The 21,216-nt window shown below is 65.7% G+C and carries 17 protein-coding genes; 3 read left to right on the top strand and 14 right to left on the bottom strand.

Features of this window, described 5'->3' with window-relative positions; all coding sequences use genetic code 11:
- Positions 1-12: 12 nt before the first annotated feature.
- Positions 13-1,212 (bottom strand): MexX/AxyX family multidrug efflux RND transporter periplasmic adaptor subunit, encoded by a 1,200-nt coding sequence (locus OHZ10_RS08530; protein WP_059234296.1) that lies wholly within the window; start codon positions 1,210-1,212, stop codon positions 13-15.
- A 149-nt stretch (positions 1,213-1,361) separates the two neighbouring features.
- Here OHZ10_RS08530 and OHZ10_RS08525 point away from each other — a divergent pair, with 149 nt between their 5' ends.
- A complete protein-coding gene (locus OHZ10_RS08525; protein WP_174991460.1) occupies positions 1,362-2,009 on the top strand; it encodes a TetR family transcriptional regulator in 648 nt (215 codons plus the stop codon).
- A gap of 338 nt (positions 2,010-2,347) precedes the next feature.
- Complete coding sequence (locus OHZ10_RS08520) at positions 2,348-3,610, top strand: M23 family metallopeptidase (RefSeq protein WP_340624090.1); 1,263 nt, start codon at positions 2,348-2,350, stop codon at positions 3,608-3,610.
- A 34-nt stretch (positions 3,611-3,644) separates the two neighbouring features.
- On the opposite strand, the gene OHZ10_RS08515 is transcribed toward OHZ10_RS08520, so the two are convergent.
- The 9 genes from OHZ10_RS08515 to OHZ10_RS08475 all read right to left on the bottom strand — a co-directional run bounded on the left by OHZ10_RS08515 (position 3,645) and on the right by OHZ10_RS08475 (position 13,159).
- The gene (locus OHZ10_RS08515; protein WP_174991458.1) at positions 3,645-4,370 is read right to left on the bottom strand and encodes an amino acid ABC transporter permease; all 726 of its coding nucleotides are present in this window, start codon (positions 4,368-4,370) and stop codon (positions 3,645-3,647) included.
- 2 nt (positions 4,371-4,372) lie between these two features.
- The gene (locus tag OHZ10_RS08510) at positions 4,373-5,095 is read right to left on the bottom strand and encodes an amino acid ABC transporter permease (protein ID WP_059234345.1); all 723 of its coding nucleotides are present in this window, start codon (positions 5,093-5,095) and stop codon (positions 4,373-4,375) included.
- Between the two features lie 94 nt (positions 5,096-5,189).
- Positions 5,190-6,005, bottom strand: coding sequence for an ABC transporter substrate-binding protein (locus tag OHZ10_RS08505; RefSeq protein ID WP_059234347.1), 816 nt, complete (start codon positions 6,003-6,005; stop codon positions 5,190-5,192).
- 225 nt (positions 6,006-6,230) lie between these two features.
- Positions 6,231-6,923 (bottom strand): alpha/beta hydrolase, encoded by a 693-nt coding sequence (locus tag OHZ10_RS08500; RefSeq protein ID WP_059234349.1) that lies wholly within the window; start codon positions 6,921-6,923, stop codon positions 6,231-6,233.
- Positions 6,924-7,200: 277 nt separating this feature from the next.
- Positions 7,201-8,724, bottom strand: a complete 1,524-nt coding sequence (locus OHZ10_RS08495; RefSeq protein ID WP_342704325.1) for an agmatine deiminase family protein — start codon at positions 8,722-8,724, stop codon at positions 7,201-7,203.
- 151 nt (positions 8,725-8,875) lie between these two features.
- Entirely contained in the window at positions 8,876-9,988 is a 1,113-nt protein-coding gene (locus OHZ10_RS08490) for an agmatine deiminase family protein (protein ID WP_059234351.1), read from the bottom strand.
- A gap of 50 nt (positions 9,989-10,038) precedes the next feature.
- Positions 10,039-11,151: a polyamine ABC transporter substrate-binding protein gene (locus OHZ10_RS08485; RefSeq protein WP_233464112.1), complete on the bottom strand. Its 1,113-nt coding sequence runs from the start codon at positions 11,149-11,151 to the stop codon at positions 10,039-10,041.
- Between the two features lie 10 nt (positions 11,152-11,161).
- Positions 11,162-12,076, bottom strand: a complete 915-nt coding sequence (gene aguB / locus OHZ10_RS08480; RefSeq protein ID WP_059234355.1) for an N-carbamoylputrescine amidase — start codon at positions 12,074-12,076, stop codon at positions 11,162-11,164.
- A 45-nt stretch (positions 12,077-12,121) separates the two neighbouring features.
- Positions 12,122-13,159, bottom strand: a complete 1,038-nt coding sequence (locus tag OHZ10_RS08475; RefSeq protein ID WP_059234357.1) for an agmatine deiminase family protein — start codon at positions 13,157-13,159, stop codon at positions 12,122-12,124.
- Between the two features lie 101 nt (positions 13,160-13,260).
- Between OHZ10_RS08475 and OHZ10_RS08470 the strand changes: the two genes are divergently transcribed.
- On the top strand, positions 13,261-14,190 hold the full coding sequence (locus OHZ10_RS08470) for a LysR family transcriptional regulator (protein WP_059234359.1): 930 nt from the start codon (positions 13,261-13,263) through the stop codon (positions 14,188-14,190).
- A 75-nt stretch (positions 14,191-14,265) separates the two neighbouring features.
- Here the strand turns inward: OHZ10_RS08470 and OHZ10_RS08465 are convergent, their stop codons facing one another.
- The 4 genes from OHZ10_RS08465 to OHZ10_RS08450 form a co-directional block, all read right to left on the bottom strand.
- Positions 14,266-15,570: an MFS family transporter gene (locus tag OHZ10_RS08465; protein ID WP_059234361.1), complete on the bottom strand. Its 1,305-nt coding sequence runs from the start codon at positions 15,568-15,570 to the stop codon at positions 14,266-14,268.
- Positions 15,571-15,803: 233 nt separating this feature from the next.
- A complete protein-coding gene (locus tag OHZ10_RS08460) occupies positions 15,804-17,483 on the bottom strand; it encodes a SpoVR family protein (RefSeq protein ID WP_059234363.1) in 1,680 nt (559 codons plus the stop codon).
- Complete coding sequence (locus tag OHZ10_RS08455; RefSeq protein WP_059234365.1) at positions 17,480-18,748, bottom strand: YeaH/YhbH family protein; 1,269 nt, start codon at positions 18,746-18,748, stop codon at positions 17,480-17,482. Before OHZ10_RS08455 ends, OHZ10_RS08460 begins: the two co-directional genes overlap by 4 nt.
- A gap of 125 nt (positions 18,749-18,873) precedes the next feature.
- Complete coding sequence (locus tag OHZ10_RS08450; protein WP_059234367.1) at positions 18,874-20,796, bottom strand: PrkA family serine protein kinase; 1,923 nt, start codon at positions 20,794-20,796, stop codon at positions 18,874-18,876.
- Between the last annotated feature and the right edge of the window lie 420 nt (positions 20,797-21,216).

Below are 21,216 nucleotides of genomic sequence, written 5' to 3'. Positions count from 1 at the left end.
TGGTTTAACCGGTCAGGTTTGACGGGCGGCCGCCTGCGAAGCGGCTGCTGCCGGCGCCGCCTGCGACGGCGACGCCTTCTCGACGGGCTTGACGGCCGTATCGGGCGCGAACTGTGCGGCGTTGTCGACGATCACGCGCTCGCCGCCCGCGAGGCCGCGCGTGATGCGCCAGTCATGGCCGCTCATCTGGTCGGCCGTGACCTCGACGTCCTTGACCTTGCCGTTCGTGCCGACCACGCGCACCGACGTGCGGTCGGTCGTGCGCAGCAGCGCGTCGCGCGGCACGAGGATCGCCCGCTGGTCGACCGCCGTGTCGAGCGCGATCCGCACGTACGCGCCCGGCAGCAACTCGCGCTCCGGATTCGGGAACAGCGCGCGCATCGCGACGGTGTCGGTGGTCGGATCGACCGCGAGATCGCTGAACAGCAGCTTGCCCTTCAGCGGATACGCGGTGCCGTCGGCGCGCAGCAGCGTCACCGCGACGTCGTGCTGCGCGATGCCCGTCGCACGTCCGCTCTTCACTGCGCGGCGCAGCGCATCGACATCGGCGGCCGGCTGCGAGAAGTTCACGTAAATCGGATCGAGCTGTTCGACGGTCGTGAGCGGCGTCGCCTGGTCCTGGCCGACGAGTGCGCCTTCGGTCACGAGCGCGCGCCGTGCGCGGCCCGCGATCGGCGCGGTAACGGTCGCGTAGTCGAGTTGCAGCTGCGCACGCGCGAGCTCGGCCTTCGCGGACGAGACTTCGGCCTTCGCCTGCGTGTCGGCCGCGACGGCCTCGGTGTGGTCGCGTTCGCTCACCGCGCGATCGCGCACGAGATCGTCGTAACGGCGGCGCTTGTCGCTCGCCGCGAGCGCGGCGGCCTGCGCCTTCGCGAGCGCGCCCTGCGCGGCGTCGCGTGCGGCCTTCAGCGGCGCGGGATCGATGCGGAACAGCACCGCGCCCTGCTTCACTTCCTGGCCTTCCTCGTAAGTCCGCGCGGTGACGATGCCCGCGACCCGCGCGCGCACTTCCGCCTGCCGGTACGCATCGAGCCGGCCCGGCAGCTCGACGGTCATCGGCACGGCTGTCGGGTGCACCGTCACGACGGTGGCCTGCTTCGCGGTCTCCGGCGCGGCGTCCTTGTCGCCCTTTCCACATCCGGCCAGGGCCAGCACGGCCGCCAACGCGAACGGCGCCAGACCGTGGCGCGACAGGGAGCGATTGTTATTCATATAGACCTCGGATCGTTCGCCGCCGATAAAATGCGGCGGCTCAGGGTGGCCGATTATAATCAGTCACGACTGATTAAATACATGCGGTTTCAATCTGACCGCGACACTGTCTCCATAAAACGACAGCGAACTGTAAGGAAATTCACGACATGGCCCGCAAGACCCGGGAAGAATCACTCGCCATCAAGCACCGGATCCTCGACGCCGCCGAGCTCGTGTTGCTCGAAAAAGGCGTCGCGCAAACCGCGATGGCGGACCTCGCCGAGGCGGCCGGAATGTCGCGGGGCGCCGTCTACGGCCACTACCGCAACAAGATGGAGGTGTGTCTTGCGATCTGCGACCGCGCGTTCGCGCGCACGTCGGAGGGTTTCGACGCGGGCGACGGGTTGCCGCCGCTCGCCACGCTGCGACGCGCCGCATCGCATTATCTGCAGGAATGCGGCGAGCCGGGCCCGATGCAGCGCGTGCTCGTGATTCTCTATACGAAGTGCGAGCAGAGCGAGGAGAACGGCGCGCTGCAGCGGCGCCGCATGCTGCTCGAACTGCAGATGCTGCGGATCACGAAGGCGCTCTTGCGCCGCGCGATCGCGGCCGGCGAGATCGCCGCCAATCTCGACGTGCACCTGGCCGCCGTCTATCTCGTGTCGCTGCTCGAAGGCGTGTTCGCGTCGATGATCTGGACCAACCGGCTGCGCGGCAACCTGTGGAACGACGCCGAAGCGATGCTCGACGCCGGCTTCGATACCGTCCGCACCTCCACCGCGCTGCACGTTCGCGCGCAAAAATTGCCAGACTGACGAAAAACGTCGTAACAAATGCTGATTTAACCCGATTTACCGCACTGCGAAACGAGTGAGCCGACCCCTTTTAAAATTTTTAACGTTTCGCGGAACATCGGTAGACTGACGCTGTCATCTTTCTTTAGCGTCTTCGTGATAACCGGGTTCGACCCGGTATGCACGCCGCCGTTCGAAGCGGGCCCGCCCCGTGTGTTGGGTCGAACGGAAACGACACAGGCCCCTGGCGGGGCCTGTTTTGTTGCACGCCCGCCACCCGCCCCGTCGCCGTTCGACGGATGAGCCGCCGGCGGCCCCTGCCCACACCCCTTTGAACCGCTTTCCTGGATGTGGACACCTTGGTCAACTCTGCCGCTACCCCTGCTTTCGCGCCCGGCCGCGCGCAGCGCGTCGTGCGCGCGCTCGTGCCGGCCGCCGTGCTCGGCGCCCTCGCCGCGTTCGGCCTTGCCGCCGCCCTGCCGGCCGTATCGCAACTGCCAGGCGCTGTCGACTCGGGCACGGCCGCGCTGCCGCAGCGCGTGCTGTCCGACACGCCGTTTCCCACCGCGCAGCATTTCGTGACGAGCGAACTCGCGCGCACGATCGGCGAGCGCAACGAACACGTCGATCGCAACGACCGCAGCCTGCAACCGGGCCTGTTCGCGCCGCTCAGCGCGCACCGCAACGACATGCTCGGCTATGCGAGCCTGTTCCAGTTCGCGGCGCCCGAGAACCAGCAAGGGATGCGTGCGGGCGACATCGAACTCACGCTGTCCGATACGCTGAACCGTCTCGACGTGCCGCCTGAAGTGCGCATCCAGCTCGGCGATCTGGTGACCGGCAAGGTCGCCATGCGCGCGAGTGCGCAGCGCGGCGACTATTACCGCGTCGCGTTCGACACGAACGGCGGCACGCCGCGCCTCACCGCGCTCGAACTGCGCGTCGCCGGCCGCACCTTCGGCGCGATCTGGTTCCGCGCGCCGGGCGCCGAGCACGGCGCGTACTACGCGCTCGACGGCTCGCCGCTCGAAGCCGCCGCGTTCACGATGCCGGTCAAGTGGACGCGCATCAGCTCGTTCTTCGGCGAGCGCATCCATCCGTTGTCGCAGGCGATGGCGTTCCACACGGGCGTCGATCTCGCCGCGCCGAGCGGCACGCCCGTCGATGCGGCGGCCGACGGCGTCGTGTCGTTCGTCGGCACCGATCCGGGCGGCTACGGCCGCTACGTGATCGTCGATCACGCGGACGGATATTCGACCTACTACGCGCACCTGTCCGCGTTCGCTCGCGGCCTCAAGACCGGCGAAACCGTGAAGCAGGGCCAGCGGATCGGCGCGGTCGGGATGACGGGCGCCGCGACGGGCCCGCACCTGCATTTCGAGGTGCGCGTCGCGAACGATCCGGTCGATCCGCTCGTCACGCTCGCCAGCGCGCAGACGGCGCTGTCCGACATGCAACTCACCGCGTTCCGCCAGGAAGCCGCGCAATGGCGCTTCCGCCTCGCGTCGATCAGTACGGCGCCGTTTGCGTTCGCGCAGAACGACGGACCGCTGTGGGGCGACTTCGCCACCGACAAATCGACGCTGCGCGCAGTCTTCAACACGCACTACTCGGCGTCGTGACGCCCGCGTCGCCCGCCGCGGCCGCGGTGCGCCGTTACCGCGCGGGTTCGGTGTACTCGGCGGCCGCCTGCGCGGCGCGCTCCGCGCGCGGGCGGCGCGACAGCAGCCAGCGCGCGGCGCCGTCGAGTGACGTGCACAGCACCAGATAGATCACGGCGACGAACAGGAAGATCGGCGCCGGATACACCATCAGCCGGTTGTTCACCTGCGTCGCGACGAACGACAGTTCCGGCACGCCGACGATATACGCGAGCGACGTGTCCTTCACGAGCGCGACCCACTGGTTGACGAACGACGGCGTCATGATCCGGATCGCCTGCGGCAACAGCACGTAGCGCACCGTCTGCCAGCGCGTGAGCCCGAGCGACAGCCCCGCCTGCCATTGACCGTCTCCTGCCGCGACGATGCCCGCATGCACCGCATGCGCGAGATACGCACCGCCGATCAGCGCCAGTGCACACACGACCGTTGCGAGTCCCGGCACATCCATGTGCAGCAGCACCGGCATCAGGAAATACGTCCAGAAGATCAGCATCAGCACCGGAATCGCACGGAAGAAGCCGATGAACGCGAGCAGCAGCACGCGCACCGGCCCGCGCGCGAGCGCCATCGCAACGCCAAGCGCCACGCCGAGCACGGCCGACGCGATGGCTGACGCGATCGCCAGCACCAGCGACAGCGCGGCGCCGCCGAGCGGGCCTTCCGGGAACGCGCCGACGAGCAGGTACGGCAGATTGGAGAAGAGCAGCGAAAGATCCATCGTCAGCGCCCCGCTCCGAGCCGGTCACGCCATTGCGTGGCGGCGTACGCACCGGCCTCGATCGCGGCCACCGCCGCGATGTACAGCAAGGTCGCGACGCCGAACGCGGCGAATGTCTTGAACGTCTCCGTCTCGACCTGCCGCGATGCATACGACAGCTCGGCCACGCCGATCGCCATCGCGAGCGACGAGTTCTTCACGAGATTCATGTATTGACCGAACAGCGGCGGCAACGCGATACGCACGGCCTGCGGCAGCACGACGTAACGCAGCGACTGCATCGGCGTGAGGCCGAGTGCGGCTGCCGCGTCATGTTGTGCCCGACGCACGCCGCGCAGGCCGGCTTCGCATTCCTCGGCGACGAACGCGGCCGTATAGGCACTCAAGCCGACCCAGCCCGCGACGAATTCGAACGACGGCCACGCGAGCGTGAACGGGCCCGCGCTCACGGCATGGCGCGCATTGAGCCACGCGATCCACGTGTCGGGCAGCAACGACGCGACGCCGAAATACCAGAACAGCAGTTGCACGAGCAACGGCGTGTTGCGAAATGCGACGACGTACGCGGCGGCGGTCGCGCGCGGGACGGTGCCGCGGGCGTGACGCATGACCGCGAGCAACAGCCCGCCGGCCGTTGCGGCAACGGCCGACGCGGCCGCGAGGCCGAGCGTCAGCAGGAAGCCCTGCCAGAGCCAGGACAGATATTTGGGAGCCAACCCGAGCATGCTGGGGTGCGCGTGAGAAGCACGCGATCGGAAGAAAACGGAAAGCGCCGCGCAGCCGGTGTGCCGGCCCGTCGCGGCGCGCGTGCAGCGAAGATCAGGTCTTGTCGCCGATCCGGAAGATGCGCGTGAGCGGCGTCTTGGTCGTCGGCCCGAACCATGCGTCGTAGATCTGCGTGGCGCGGCCGTTCGCCTCTAGCCCCTTCAGCGTGTCGTTGACGAAGCCGAGCAGGCGCGTCTCGCCCTTCGGCACGCCGACCCCCATGTAGTCGTTCGAGATCGTGAACGCCGGGATCTCGTAGTTCTGCTTGTCGGGCACGTTCGCCAGCAGGCCGATCAGCTTCGGGCCGTCCTGCGTGATCGCCTGCACGTTGCCGGCGCGCAGCGCGGCGAACGCGAACGGCGTGTCGTCATACGCGACGATCGTCGCCTTCGGGAATTTCTCGCGCAGCGTGATCTCGTTCGTTGTGCCCTTGTCCGCGCCGACGCGCAGGCCGTTCAGCTGCTCGGCCGATTTCAGCACGCCCTTCTTCGCGAGGAACTGCTGGCCCGACGAGAAGTACGGAATGCTGAAGTCGACCTGCTTCGCACGCTCGTCGGTGATCGTGAAGTTCGCGAGCACGAGATCGACCTTGCCGGACGTCAGGAACGGGATGCGGTTCGCGGGATTGGTCGGCTGCAGTTGCAGCTTCACGCCGAGCTTGTCGGCGAGCGCCTTCGCATAATCGACGTCGAGGCCGACGACGTGGTTGTTCTTCGCATCGACATAGCCGAACGGCGGGTTGCTGTCGAACGTCGCGACGCGCAGCACGCCGGCCTTCTTGATGTCGTCGAGCCGGTCCGCATGCGCGACGGTGCCGGCGGTAATGAGCGCAGCCCCGACGAGCCACGTAGCGAGAGTGTGGAATTTCATGAGCACGACCTGATTTGTTATGAAGGCCGCCGCGGATCGCGCGGCGGCCCGGTTCGAAGAACATCGCGACGGAGTGTGTCGTCGCGAAGCCGCTAACGTATCAGCGCGTGCAGCGAATCCGAACCAACAAATGGTGCTTTGCTCTGCGGGTTTCGTGATGAGCCGCGGCGGGCACGGGCGCGGCATCGCGCCGTGCCCTTCCCGCCATGCCCCGCTTCCTGACCTTTACCCGCCAAGCGCCGTCGCGGCCTCGTCGATCAGCGCGGCGACCGCCACCGGTTTCGATGCAAGCGACGCATGGCTCGCGTCGAGCGTGATGATCTTGCGCGCGTCCATCCGCGCCGACATCCGTTGCTGGTTCTCCGGCGCGATCATCCGGTCCTCGCTGGAGATCTGGTACCACGACGGTTTCGAGCGCCATGCGGGCGTGCCGATGGTGTCCGCGAACGTGCTCGCCAGCGGTGCCTTCTGCGTGACGGCCATCACGAGCGCTTCGTCTGACGATAGATCCTGGCAGAAGCTCTCGTGGAACTTGTCGGGCTTGAGCCACAGATAGCCGTCGCTGTCGGGCGCGAGATTCGGCGCCGCCACCGGCAGGTGTTCCTGCGTGATCCCGCCGGGGCTTTCGCCCGCGTCAGGCGCGAACGCGGCGATGAACACGAGGCCCGCGACATTCGGCAGGTTGCCGGCCTCGCTGATCACCGCGCCGCCGTAAGAATGGCCGACCAGCAGCACGGGGCCGGTCAGTTGAGCGACCATCTTGCGCGTGCGTTCGGCATCGTCGGCGAGCGACGTCAGCGGTACCTCGACCGCGTGCAGCGATGTATGGCCTTTTCGTGCGAGTTCGACGATTACTTTTGCCCAGTGCGCGGCGCCGCCCCAGAAGCCGTGCACGAGCACGATCGCGGGTTTGCTCATCGTGTATCTCCTTGACGTGGCATGTCATCGAACCGTCACCGGCCCGGCCGATCCGGACCGTCGCGCGGACACGCAGCAACCAGCATAGGCGAGCCGACGCGCGCCACCAACCCTGCCGGGGCCGGCGTGAGATGCAGCGCACAAAAAAAGACGCCCGCTGCACGCAGCGGGCGCGAATCCCAGTCAAGGAGGTGTCACACGAACTACAGGCCCAGATTAAGGAAATCGCCTGAAACGGACAACGAATCGATTTCCATATCGATATGACGGGACACGCTCACGCCGGCACCTCGCGGGTCGAACAGTGAATGCCGCCGCCGCCCGACGCGATGCCGAGAATGTCGACCTGCACGATCGCACGATTCCCCGCGTACGGCCGGATCGCGGCGACCGCGGCCGCGTCGGCCGCCGCGTCGTTGAACTTCGGCACGACGATCGCGCCGTTGCACGTATAGAAGTTGATGTAGCCGGCCGCGAAATGCGACATCTGCCGCTCGTTCAGCGTCGTGCCCGCCGACGTGCCGTAGCTGACCGGCGGCACGAGCTCGACGAGCTTCAGCGGCCGGCCGTTTGCATCGGTCTGGCCGGCCAGGCGTTGCCGGTTGGCGTCCGTCAATGCGCGTTCGCCGGTCGAATTCGACGCGTCGTAGCAGCACGCGACCACGCCGGGGGCGAGAAAGCGTGCGTAGAAATCGACGTGGCCGTTCGTGATGTCGCTTTCGCCGGCCGGTGTCGACGCGCCGCCCGCGCCACCGACGCCGCTGCCGCGCGGAAACGTCGCCGTGCCTGGCAACCAGATGATCTTCCGCACCCCGAGCGTGCGCTGCAGTTCGGCCAGCACGGTATCGCGGGCCGTCGGCCGCAGCGTTGCGTTGGCGATCGCGCCGTTCGGGATGTCGAACAGTTGCGGATTGCGGTTCACGTGCAGCACGGACGATTCGGTGAGGATCGCCGTCCCGTCGCCATCGAATTCGATCGCGCCGCCTTCGAGCGTCAACGTGCTGCGGATCAGGTTTGCGCCTTTGGTTTGCGCCATCCAGCCCGCCACCCGGCTGTCCTGGCTGAACGCCTGGAAGAACTTGCCCGCTTTCGACCGGTTGCTCGCGGCCAGGAGCGCCGGCGGAATCGTCCCCGCACTCTGGCCGGCGCCGTCGGTGTTCGCGTTGCCCCAGCCGTTGAAATTGAAGCCGATCGCGTTCAGCGCATTGCCGTTCGTCGTATCCCTGACGAACACGCAACCCGTGTCGCGCACCCAGAAATCGTTGAAGCCGTCGGCGAGCGGCACGAGGGTGATCCCGCCCGTGCCTGCGGCGCGCGCCGCATAGCGCGCATGCAGGTCGGGATTCGCGGCGCTTGCAGTCGCGAGCAGCGCGCGGGCCGCGTCCAGATCGACCGGCAGCACCAGCATGTTGACCGGTTCGGTTGCGCCGATCGCCTTCGCGACGTCCATCAGGTCGGCCCGCACGCGGTCGATGCCGGCGTCCGTGCTCTGTGACGTGACGGGCGCCCAGATGCCGTCCACGCCGGACGCGAAGGTCATGTAGGTCAACGCGTGCGGCGCATCTTCGGCCGGCAGCCGGTATGCGGCCTGCCGTGCCGATGGCGTCGGGCCCGGCGTGCCCCCCGGGCCGGATACGCCGCCGCTGCCGCCGTCGCCGTCGCCGCCACCGCACGCGGCCAGGCTGCCCAGCAGCGGCATGCCGAGCCACGCAGCCGAACAGCGGATGAATCCGCGTCGGCCGGCATCCGGCATGGGCGACGCGTGCGGGTTCGTGCTCGCGTTGTTTCCTTTCTTCGTCATGTATTTCAACTCCATTGCGCGGACGGCGCGCAGGCGTGCGCGCCGGCTTCCGTCCCGTGGGACGGATTCCGCATTGTTTTCAGTAGTCCGGAAAGACTGGAAAATTGAAGCAGCATGCGGACCGGTCGCGTGGACCGGCCCGGGGCCGTGCTCAGGCCGGCTGCTGTTGCGTCGTGCAGTGGATGCCGCCGCCGCCCGCGGCGATGCCGTCGATGTTCAGCTGGATGACTTCGCGGCCGGGAAACAGGTCGACGAGCGTGTCGCGCGTATTGCGGTCGGCGCGGCTGTCGCCGAATTGCGGCGCGATCACCGCGCGATTGCACACGTAGAAGTTGATGTAGCCGGCCGCGAATTCCGCGTTCTCGTAGGTGTGCCGGACGGTCTTCGGCCCCGGCAGCACGACGACCTTCAGCGCTCGCCCCTTCGCATCGGTGGATTTCCGCAGGATTTCCAGATGCTGCCGCGTCACCGCGTGATCGTACGACGACGGATCCGTATCGAGCCCGGCCACCACGACGCCCGGGCTCGTGAAACGCGCGTAGAAATCGGTATGCCCGTCGGTGATGTCCTTGCCCGCGATGCCGGGCAGCCAGATGATCTTCTTCAGCCCGAGCAGACGGCTCAGTTCCGCCTCGCACTGGGCCTGGCTGACGCCCGGATTGCGGTTCGAATTGAGCACGCAGCTGCGCGTGATGATCGCCGTGCCCTCGCCGTCCACTTCGATGCCGCCGCCTTCCAGCACGAGCTTGGTGTCGATCAGCCGCGCGCCGGCGCGTTCGGCCACGAACGGTGCGACTTCCGCGTCCTGGTCGTGTTCCTGCTTGTTGCCCCAGCCGTTGAAATTGAAGCTCACGCCGCCGAGCTGGCCCGACGCGCTCTTCACGAACACGGGCCCCGTATCGCGCATCCACAGATCGTCGACCGGATGCTGGACGAGCTCGACCGACGAACCGCACAGCCGCGAGGCGATCGCATAGTCCTGCTCCCGCACCAGCATCTTGAGCGGTTCGTGCGCGGCGATCGCCTTCGCGACCGCGGCGAGATTCTCCCGCACCACGGGCAACAGCCGTGCGCCCCAGATATCCTCGCTCGGGCCGAACGCCATCCAGGTCGCCGTGTGCGGCGCGCCTTCGTCCGGCATGTGCCAGGCGGCGCCCTGCTGCGCGTGCGCGGCGCGGCCGAACAACCCGCCCATCGCGCTGGCGGCCAGCGCCGCACCCGATACGGACAGGCCGCGTTTCAACAGTTGACGTCGTGTGGTCATGGCATTCCTCCTTTGCTTGCCGGTTACTTCGAGTGTTGCAGGGCGGGCCGTCACGGCCGCGCGGTCTTGAAGCCGAGCCAGGTCCGGCCTTCCAGGCGCATCGCGGCCGGCGACTCGGCGATCGGCGTGAACAGTGTGCGCCGAGTCGCGTCGTCCGGATAGATGCCCGGATCGCGCACCAGCGCAGGGTCCATCAGCTTCAGCGCGCCCTGGTTCGCATTTGCGTAGCGCGTCGAGTTCGAGATCTTCGCGATCACGTCCGGACGCAGGATGTAGTTGATGAACGCATGCGCGTTGTCCGGATGCTTCGACGATGCCGGAATCACCATCGCGTCGAACCACATCAGGCTGCCGATGCGCGGGATGTCGTACACGATGTCGCGCTTCGGATCGCGCGCCCTGGCCTTCTGCGCGGCCAGGTTGATCGCGCCGGAGAAGCCGACCGTCACGCACAGCTCGCCCTCGATCAGCTCGTTGGCATCGGACGAGCCGACGAACTGGCGGATGAACGGCCGGACCTTCATCAGCATCGCCTGCGCGGCCGCGTAATCCTGCGCGGACGGACGCATCGGATCGCGGCCGATGTAGCGCAGCGCGAGCGGCAGCACCGTGCTCGCCGAGTCCTGCAGGCCGAGCCCGCATTTCGCGGCGACGCGCGCCGCGATCGCCGGGTTGAACAGCAGGTCGAGGCTGTCGGCCGGCATGTCCTTGCCGAGGATCGCGCGCACCTTCGCGCGGTCGTAGCCGACGCCCACGGTGCCCCACATGTACGGCACGCCGTACTGGTTGCCGGGATCGGATTGCGCCATCTGCTTCAGCAGCGACGGATCGAGATACTTCAGGTTCGGCAGCCGGCCCTTGTCGAGCTTGCGGTACACGCCGGCCTGGATCTGCTTGGCCATGAAGTCGTTGGTCGGCCACACGAGGTCGTAGCCGCTGTTGCCGGTCAGCAGCTTCGACTGCAGCGTCTCGTCGCTGTCGTACGCGTCGTAGCGCACCTTGATGCCGGTTTCCTTCTCGAACGCGGAAATCGTATCCGGCGCAAAGTAGTTGCTCCAGTTGTACAGGTTCAGCACCTTCTCTTCGTCGGCGCGGGCCGCACCGGCCAGCACGCACAGCGCGAGGCCCGGCGCCGCGACGCGCAGCCATCCTTTCCGTTTCATTGCGAATCCCTTATCGATAACAGGACGACACGCCGTCGCTGGTCAGCAACGTGCGATACATCTCCGGGCGGCGATCGCGGAAAAAGCCCCACGACTGCCGGTCGGCGCGGATCGCGTCGAGGTCGAACGTCTGCACCAGCACCGCTTCATCGGTACGGCCCGCCTCGGCCAGCTTCTCGCCGGTGTGATCCGCGATGAAGCTCGACCCGTAGAACACGCCCGTGAGCCCCTGCTGGTGCGGATTGCCGTTGCCGAAACCCGTTTCGCGGCCGATCCGGTTGGCCGCCACGACCGGCACCATGTTGGCCGCCGCGTGGCCCTGCATCGTGCGCTGCCAGTGGCCGGCCGAATCGAACTCGCTGCTGAACGGCTCCGAACCGATGATGGTCGGAAAGCACAGGATCTCGGCGCCCATCAGCGCGAGACTGCGCGCCGTCTCCGGATACCACTGGTCCCAGCAGATGCCGATGCCGATCCGCCCGAAACGCGTGTCCCACACCTTGAAGCCGGTGTCGCCCGGTGTGAAATAGAACTTCTCCGTATAGCCCGGCCCGTCCGGAATATGCGTCTTGCGGTAGACGCCGAGCACGCGCCCGTCCGCGTCCGCCACGGCGATCGAGTTGTACGCGGCATTGCCTGCGCGCTCGAAGAAGCCGATCGGCAGCACGATGCCGAGCTCGCCGGCCAGCGCCGCGAACCGGGCGATCTGCGCATTGCCTTCGAATGGCTGCGCGAGTTCGAGATGGCGCACGTTCTGGTCGAGGCAGAAGTACGGCATCGCGAACAGTTCCGGGCACAGCACGAGATTCGCGCCCTGGGCCGCGGCCGCCCGGATCAGGCGCTCCGCGGTGGCCATGTTGTCTTCGAGATTCCAGCTGCCCGACGCCATCTGCACGGCGGCGACGGTAATGTGTTTGGACGGCATTGCGTTGCTCCTCGGTGAGACCGGAAACCGCTGATGAAACGTCGCTCAGCGTGCGACGGAAGGTTGCTGCTGCGTCGAACAGTGGATGCTGCCGCCGCCGATCGACAGCGTCGGGATCGGCAGCATCTCCACCTTGCGCCCCGGGAACGCGCGACTGAAAGCGTCACGGGCGGCGTCGTCCTGCTCGACGCCGAACGCGGTCACGATCACCGCGCCATTCACCAGAATGTAGTTCGCATAGCAATCGCAGTAACGCTCGGAGCCGAAGCGTTCGCTGACGATCGGCGACGGCAGGTCGAGCAGCTCGAAACGGCGCCCCGCCGCATCGGTCGCGAGTTCCAGCGCGCGGCGGTTCTCGCGCATCACGCGGAAATAGTCGCCCTGCTCCGGCAGCGCGGTCTGGCACAGCATCCGGCCCGGCGCGATGAACGACGCGATGCCGTCCACGTGCCCGTTCGTTTCCACTTCGTCGGGGTTGCCCGGCAGCCACACGATCTTCTCGACGCCCAGCATGCGGCGCAGCTCTGCCTCGATCTCCGCACGGCTCAGGTGCGGATTGCGGTTGGGATGCAGCAGGCAGCTTTCGGTCGTGACCAGCGTGCCCTGCCCGTCGACGTAGAACGAGCCGCCCTCCAGCACCATGTGCGAATTGAAGATCTCGGCTCCGGCCGCGCGCGCGATGTCCTGCCCGGCCTGCTGGCAGCCGTCGTACGGCTGGTACTTCTCGCCCCAGCAGTTGAAGCGGAACACGGCCGCGCCGAGCCCGTGCTGCTCGCTGACGAGGAAGATCGGCCCGCAGTCGCGCAGCCAGTTGTCCTCGGCTGCGACCGGCAGCACCTCGACGCTCGCGCCCAGCAGTTCACGGGCGGCGTCGGCCTGGCTGTGGTGCACCGCGACCACGCAGCGCTGGTAGCGCGCGATCGTCCGCGCGACCAGCGCGAACTCGCGGCAGACCTGCGCGTAATGCGTTCCCCACAGATCCTCGCGGTCTTCGAGAACCGGCCATCCGAGCCACGTGGCATGCATGGCTTCCCATTCGGCGGGCATCCGGTAACCGCGCTGGCGAGCATCAAAGCGACCCATCGATCCGACTCCGTTGTGATTGATGAGCGATTGTCCGCCAGGTTAAACTTGATGAATATTGATATTTTTTGGCCGAATCAATCAATTCACCTCATACCTCGATGCAACGCGTTCCGTCCCTGAAACTGTTGACCGGCTTCGAAGCCGCAGCCCGGCTGGGCAATTTCTCGCGCGCGGCCGACGAGCTGCACCTGTCGCAGTCGGCGATCAGCCATCAGATCCAGCAGCTCGAAGCGCAACTCGGGCAGCCGCTGTTCCGCCGGCGCGGCCGCGGCGTCGAGCTGACCATCGCCGGCGAGGTCCTGCAGCGCAGCGTGCAGCGCGCGATGGACACGTTGCGCGGCGGGCTCGACCGCATCGCGACCTACCTGAACCCGGGGCTCGTCGTCCTGGTGTGCCCTGCGCCGTTGCTGCACGGCTGGCTGCAGCCGCGCCTCGAGCAGTTGCAGCAGGTGCTGCCGGACCTGTGCCCGCTGCTGTCGACCGACGAAACCGCGCGCTATGTCGACGAGATCGACGTCGACATGACGATCGGCACGCGGCCGATGCTGCAGCCCGGCCTGGTCGATATCCCGTTCATGCGCGACGAATGGGTGACGGTATGCGCGACGCCGCTGGCCGAGACGCTCGCCCGCGTGCCGCGCGCCGAACACGCCCGGCATGCGGGGCTCGTCTGCCTCGAAGCGAGCCTGACCGACGAGCGTATGGCGACCGTCTTTCGCGAGCAGCTGTCGGGCTTCCGGATGCAGGCGATCTACGACGATCAGCGGCTCGTACTGGACGCCGTGCAGCGCGGCCGCGGCATTGCGTGCCTGCCGCGCCTCGTCGCGCAGGCCGGCCTCGACCAGCATGCGCTGACCGTGCTCGCCGACTACCCGCGCCTGCCCGGCACCACATGGTGGCTGTCACGGATGGAAGGCCCGTCGCGCTCGCCGATCGTCGAGCAGATGTTCGACTGGCTGGTCGAGCAAGGCATCCTGTCGAGCGCTGCCAGCCCGGCACCCGACCACGCAACGCCGCCGTCCGCGTAATCGCGCGCAAAAAAAAACGTCCCGCCGGTTGGCGGGACGTTCGTCATGTTGCCCATGCGCACGATGCGCAGCCGATCACGGCTCGTGACGCAGGTACCCTTCCTTGCTCGGGTCGCGCATTCGCCACGACACGATCAGCGAGATCGCGCACAGCACGGTCACGTACCAGTAGAAGGTTTCCTCGCTGCCGATCGACTTGAACCACAGCGCGACGTATTCGGCCGAGCCGCCGAAGATTGCGTTCGCCACCGCGTACGACAGGCCGACACCCATCGCGCGCACTTCGGGCGGGAACATCTCGGCCTTGATGAGGCCGCTGATCGACGTGTAGAAGCTGACGATCGCCAGCGCAACCGTGATCAGCACGAACGCGGCCACCGGGCTCGTCACGTCCTTCAGCGCGTGCATCAGCGGCACCGTGCCGATCACCGCGAACGAGCCGAACAGGATCATCGACGTGCGGCGGCCGATCCGGTCGGACAGCGCGCCGAACACCGGCTGCATCAGCATGTAGACGAGCAGCGCGACGGTCATCACGTTGCTGGCCGTCTTCGCATGCATGCCGGCCGTGTTCACGAGGTACTTCTGCATGTACGTCGTGAACGTGTAGAAGATCAGCGAGCCGCCGGCCGTGAAGCCGACCACCGTGAAGAACGCCCCCTTGTGCTGCCACACGCCGCGGATCGTACCGGCGTCCTTCTTGTCGCGCGATGCGCTGGTCGACGTCTCGTCGAGCGATTTCCGCAGGTACAGCGAGATCAGCGCGGCCGCCGCGCCGACCACGAACGGAATGCGCCAGCCCCACGCCTTCAGTTCGCCGGCCGACAGCGTTTGCTGCAGGATCACGAGCACCAGCAGCGCGCACAGCTGGCCGCCGATCAGCGTCACGTACTGGAACGACGCGAAGAAGCCGCGACGGCCCTTCAGCGCGACTTCACTCATGTAGGTCGCGCTCGTGCCATATTCGCCGCCCACCGACAGGCCCTGGAACAGGCGCGCGACCAGCAGCAGCGCCGGCGCGAGCGCGCCGATCTGCGCGTAGGTCGGCAGCACCGCGATCACGAGCGATCCGCCGCACATCATCAGCACCGAGATCATCATCGCCGCGCGACGGCCGTGACGGTCGGCGATGCGGCCGAACAGCCAGCCGCCGATCGGGCGCATCAGGAAGCCGGCCGCGAACACGCCTGCCGTGTTCAGCAATTGCGTCGTCGTGTTGCCGCTCGGGAAGAACGCCGGCGCGAAGTACAGCGCGCAGAACGAGTAAATATAGAAGTCGAACCACTCGACGAGGTTGCCCGATGAGGCGCCGACGATGGCGAACACGCGCCGCCGGGTGTCATGCGCGGACAGCGCAGCTTGGTCGGTCTGGACGTCCATGGGTTGGTCTGTTCCTTTTAGTACTTTCTGGGCGAGACGGCTGGGGCCGCCGCATGCGGTCGCACGTGGCACCGGTTCCGGCGCACGGCGCCACGGGATTTTAGCGAAATGTAAAGTAACAAGCACTCCGGGTTCGTCCGGATGTAGAAAATTTTTCTCCTGCCACGCGTTCGTCATATGAAAACGCCAGCCTTCAGGCTGGCGTCCGATGCAAGCATTTTCGAAGACACCGGTCAAACGCGGATCTCCGGCGGCACGTAGCGGCACTCGTAGCGCTTGCGCACGGTACCGGCCTCGTCGACGCTTTCCAGGTACACGTCGAACTGCCAGAGCCGCGCCATGTGCTTGAGCACTTCGTCGCTGTCGTTCGACAGGTGGCGGTTGTCGGTCATGAAGTGGCGCAGCGTGAGGCTGCGGTCGCCGCGCGTGTTGACGGCCCACACCTGGATGTTCGGCTCGCGGTGATGGATGTCGTACTGCCGCGACAGCGCCTGCCGCACGTACTGGTAGCCGGAATCGTCGTGGATCGCCGAGACTTCGAGCGAATCGCGCATGTCGTCGTCGAGCACCGAGAAGAGCCGCATCTCGCGGATCAGGTTCGGCGACAGGTACTGTGCGATGAAGCTCTCGTCCTTGAAGTTGCGCATCGCGTAGTGCATCGCCGGCAGCCACGGGGTGCCCGCGATCTCCGGAAACCACTTGTAGTCTTCCTCCGTCGGCGCCTCGCAGATCCTTCGAATGTCGCTCATCATCGAGAAACCGAGCGCATACGGGTTGATCCCGCTGTAGTACGGCTTCGTGACGGGCGGCTGGTAGACCACGTTGCTGTGCGAATGCAGGAACTCCATCATGAAGCCGTCTTCCAGCTTCCCCTGGTTGTACAGCGTGTTCAGCAGCGTGTAGTGCCAGAACGTCGCCCAGCCTTCGTTCATCACCTGCGTCTGCCGCTGCGGATAGAAATACTGGCCGATCTTGCGCACGATGCGGATCACTTCCCGCTCCCACGGCTCGAGCAGCGGCGCATTCTTCTCCGCGAAATACAGCAGGTTCTCCTGCGGCTCGGGCGGATAGCGGTCTTCCTGCTCTTCCATCAGCTCGGGCTTCTTGCCCGGCAGCGTGCGCCACAGCTCGTTCACCTGCGACTGCAGGTACGCCTCGCGCTCGCGCCGCAACGCCGACTCCTTCGACAGCGACGGCTTTTGCGGGCGCTTGTAACGGTCGACGCCGTAATTCATCAGCGCGTGGCACGAATCGAGCAACTCCTCGACGCGATCGAGGCCGTAGCGCTCCTCGCATTCCGCGACGTAGTTCTTCGCGTACACGAGATAGTCGATGATCGCGTGCGCGTCGGTCCACAGCCGGAACAGGTAGTTGCCCTTGAAGAACGAGTTGTGCCCGTACGCCGCGTGCGCGATGACGAGCGCCTGCATCGTCATCGTGTTCTCTTCCATCAGGTACGCGATGCACGGATTCGAATTGATGACGATTTCGTACGCGAGGCCCATCTGGCCGCGGCGGTAGCTTTTCTCGGTCGCGAGGAAGTGCTTGCCGAACGACCAGTGACGGTAGTTGACGGGCATCCCGACCGACGCATACGCGTCCATCATCTGCTCGGCGCTGATCAGTTCGAGCTGGATCGGATAGATGTCGAGCTCGTACTGTTCGGCAACCTGCGAGATGTGCGTGTCGTATTCCTCGAGCAGCTCGAACGTCCAGTCGGACGGGCACGGCAGCGGCTTGCGTTCGGCAACGTTCATACGCGCTTCCTTCTGCCCGGAACCGGGCAAGTCGGCGGCCGGCGGCGGCGGTTCGGCCTGCGCGCGTTGCTGCGCTGCGGCAGGACTGGCCGTGTCGTCGCCGGAAGGGCGCGGCGCGTAGCCGCGCGACTCGTTGTGCAGATGGCGGGTCGTCATGACGTTTCCACCTGCTTTTCGAACAATTCGCGAAACACCGGGTAAATGTCGGCAGCCGATTCCACTTTTTTCATCGCGAGATGCTGCTGCGACAACGCCAGCTGTGCGTATTCCAGCCACAGGTTCTGCTCTTCCGGCGCGACCTGGATATACGCGAAGTAACGCGTCTTCGTGAGGATATCCTCTTCCAGGATTTTGCGACACTTGGGCGAATCGTCGGTCCAGTTGTCGCCGTCGGACGCCTGCGCGCCGTAGATGTTCCACTCGGTCGGCGAGTAGCGCTCGTTCATCACCTTGCGCATCAGTTCGAGCGCGCTCGACACGACCGTGCCGCCGCTTTCGGTCGAATGGAAGAAGGTGTCCTCGTCGACTTCCTCGGCGCGCGTGTGGTGACGGATGAACACGACCTCGATACGCTCGTAGTTGCGCTTGAGGAACAGGTACAGCAGGATGAAGAAGCGCTTCGCGAGATCCTTGCGCTGCTCGTCCATCGAGCCCGACACGTCCATCAGGCAGAACATCACGGCCTGGCTCGACGGCTGCGGCTGCTTCACGCGGTTGATGTAGCGCAGGTCGAACGGATCGATGAACGGAATCCGCCAGATGCGCCCTTTCAGGTGATGGATCTCGGCCTCGAGCACCGCGATTTCCGCGCGGCGATCCTCGGGGTCGTTCTTCATCGCTTCGAGCTGCGCCTCGAGCTCGCGCAATTCGTTGACGAGCGGCGAGCCGAGCGCGATGCGCCGGCCGAGCGCGCTGCGCAGCGAACGCACGACGTCGATGTTGTTCGGCGTGCCTTCCGCCGACCAGCCCGCGCGCACATTCTTCCAGCTCGGCACCGTCAGCAGGTGCGTCTTCACGAGGCGCGGCAGTTCGAGATCGTCGAAGAAGTACTGCATGAACTCGTCGCGCGACAACTCGAACACGAAGTCGTCCTGCCCTTCGCCCTCGTTGCTCGCCTGACTGCCCCCGCCACCCGAGCCGCCCTGCGGGCGCGGAATCTTGTCGCCGCGCACGTAGTCCTCGTTGCCGGGGTGCACGTACTCACGACGCCCGCCAGGCGCGTGCCGAAAATTCGGCTCCGCGATGTCCTTGCGCGGGATCGTGATGCTCTGCGTGCTTTGGATATCCTTGATGCTACGGTCGCGTACCGCGTCGGACACGGCACGACGAATGTAGTTCTTGACGCGACGCAGAAAGCGTTCGCGATTGGCGATGCTCTTGTTCTTGCCGGCCAGCCTGCGGTCGATGATTTGATGAAGCACTCCCGGTCTCCCGCTCGAAAGTCGATACGCCGGGACGCTCGCCGCACATGCCGTCTCCCGTCATGCGGGCGGCGTCTCTGAAAGCGCCCGTACGGACTCGCCGTACGGGCGCGGTACCGCGCGCGTCATGACGACTTGCGCACGCGCAGGTACCAGTCGCAAAGCAGCCTCACCTGCTTCGGCGTATAGCCCTTCGCGACCATCCGGTTCACAAAGTCCTCATGCTTGCGCTGCTCCTCCGCCGAACCCTTGGCGTTGAACGAAATCACCGGCAACAGTTCCTCGGTGTTCGAGAACATCTTCTTCTCGATCACGACGCGCAACTTCTCGTAGCTCGTCCACACGGGGTTCTTGCCGGCGTTCGCCGCCCGTGCCCGCAACACGAAGTTCACGATCTCGTTGCGGTAATCCTTCGGATTGCTGATGCCCGCCGGCTTCTCGATCTTCTCCAGCTCCGCGTTCAGCGCGGCGCGGTCGAAGCTCTCGCCCGTATCGTGATCGCGGAATTCCTGATCCTGGATCCAGAAGTCCGCATACGTGACGTAGCGGTCGAAGATGTTCTGGCCATATTCCGAATACGATTCGAGGTAAGCCGTCTGGATCTCCTTGCCGATGAACTCCGCGTAGCGCGACGCGAGCACGTCCTTCACGAAGGACAGGTACTTCTGCTCGGTTTCCGGCGGGAACTGCTCGCGTTCGATCTGCTGTTCGAGCACGTACATCAGGTGCACGGGGTTGGCCGCGACCTCGCTCGAATCGAAGTTGAACACGCGCGACAGGATCTTGAACGCGAAGCGTGTCGACACGCCCGTCATCCCTTCGTCCACGCCCGCGTAGTCGCGATACTCCTGATACGACTTCGCCTTCGGATCGGTGTCCTTCAGGTTTTCGCCGTCGTACACCTGCATCTTCGAGAACAGGCTCGAATTCTCCGGCTCGTGCAGGCGCGACAGCACCGAGAACTGCGACATCATCTTCAGCGTGCCCGGCGCGCACACGGCCTCGGCCAGCGACGAGTTGCGGATCAGCTTCTCGTAGATCTTGGTCTCTTCCGACACGCGCAGGCAGTACGGCACCTTCACGACGAAGATCCGGTCGAGCAGTGCTTCGTTGTTGCGGTTGTTGCGGAAGGCCTTCCACTCCGACTCGTTCGAGTGCGCGAGGATCACGCCGTCGAACGGGATCGCGCCGAAACCTTCAGTACCCTTGAAGTTGCCTTCCTGCGTCGCAGTGAGCAGCGGGTGCAGCACCTTGATCGGCGCCTTGAACATTTCGACGAATTCGAGCAGGCCCTGGTTCGCGAGACACAGGCCGCCCGAGTAGCTGTATGCGTCGGCGTCGTCCTGCGCGTACTGTTCGAGCTTGCGGATATCGACCTTGCCGACCAGCGACGAGATGTCCTGGTTGTTCTCGTCACCCGGCTCGGTCTTCGCGATGCCGACCTGCCGCAGGATCGACGGGTAACGACGCACCACGCGGAACTGGCGGATGTCGCCGTTGTATTCGTGCAGGCGCTTGACGGCCCACGGACTCAGGATGCTTTTCAGGTAGCGGCGCGGGATGCCGTACTGTTCCTCGAGGATCGGGCCATCCTCGTCGTAGTCGAACAGCCCGAGCGGCGATTCGTTGACGGGCGAGCCCTTCAGCGAATAGAACGGCACGCGCTCCATCAGTTGCTTCAGACGCTCGGCGATCGACGACTTGCCGCCGCCCACCGGGCCCAGCAGATAGAGGATCTGCTTCTTCTCTTCGAGCCCTTGCGCAGCGTGGCGGAAGTACGCGACCACCTGCTCGATCACTTCCTCCATTCCGTAGAACTCACGGAATGCCGGATAGACCTTGATGACCTTGTTCGCAAAGATGCGCGACAGGCGCGGATCGTTGCGGGTATCGATGTGTTCAGGTTCCCCGATTGCTGCCAGCATGCGTTCACCAGCCGTCGCGTACGCGGATGGATCGTTCTTGCAGAGCGCGAGATACTCCTCCAGCGAGAGCTCTTCCTCTCGCGTTTTTTCGAAGCGGTTCGCGAAGCTGCTGTAAATATCCATGCTACCTCCCTCGCCTGAGTCTGAAGACGTGCCTGCCTTCGTACGACTGCGCAGAAGCAAGCGCGTTCGAATTCATCCTAAACCCTTTCTGTTTTTTTTTCACGAACTCTTCGTATGAAGTTCGTTATTCTCGACAACACCGCTTGGACAACGCATTTCGTCGTTTTACAATTGATCTCCCGAGCCGCAGAAACTGCATCCGCCGCGTCTCGTCGAACAACGGAACGTCTTGTGCGTTGGACACTTCCGACGTCGTCACTGCCTCCCCTCATCCCTATACGTTCGAGCAGCCGCGTGCGATGACACGCCGCGCGCACCGTTACAAATTTTTTTCGCAGCGCCCTTACGGAGATACCCGTACGACGAACGCGGGAACGTGATGCAACGCGCGTGCGCCCGTCCGTCGATGCGCGACGCGCG

The organism is Burkholderia arboris, assembly GCF_038723655.1.
Classification (GTDB): Bacteria; Pseudomonadota; Gammaproteobacteria; order Burkholderiales; family Burkholderiaceae; genus Burkholderia; species Burkholderia arboris.
This window is presented reverse-complemented; position numbering and strand designations above follow the sequence as displayed.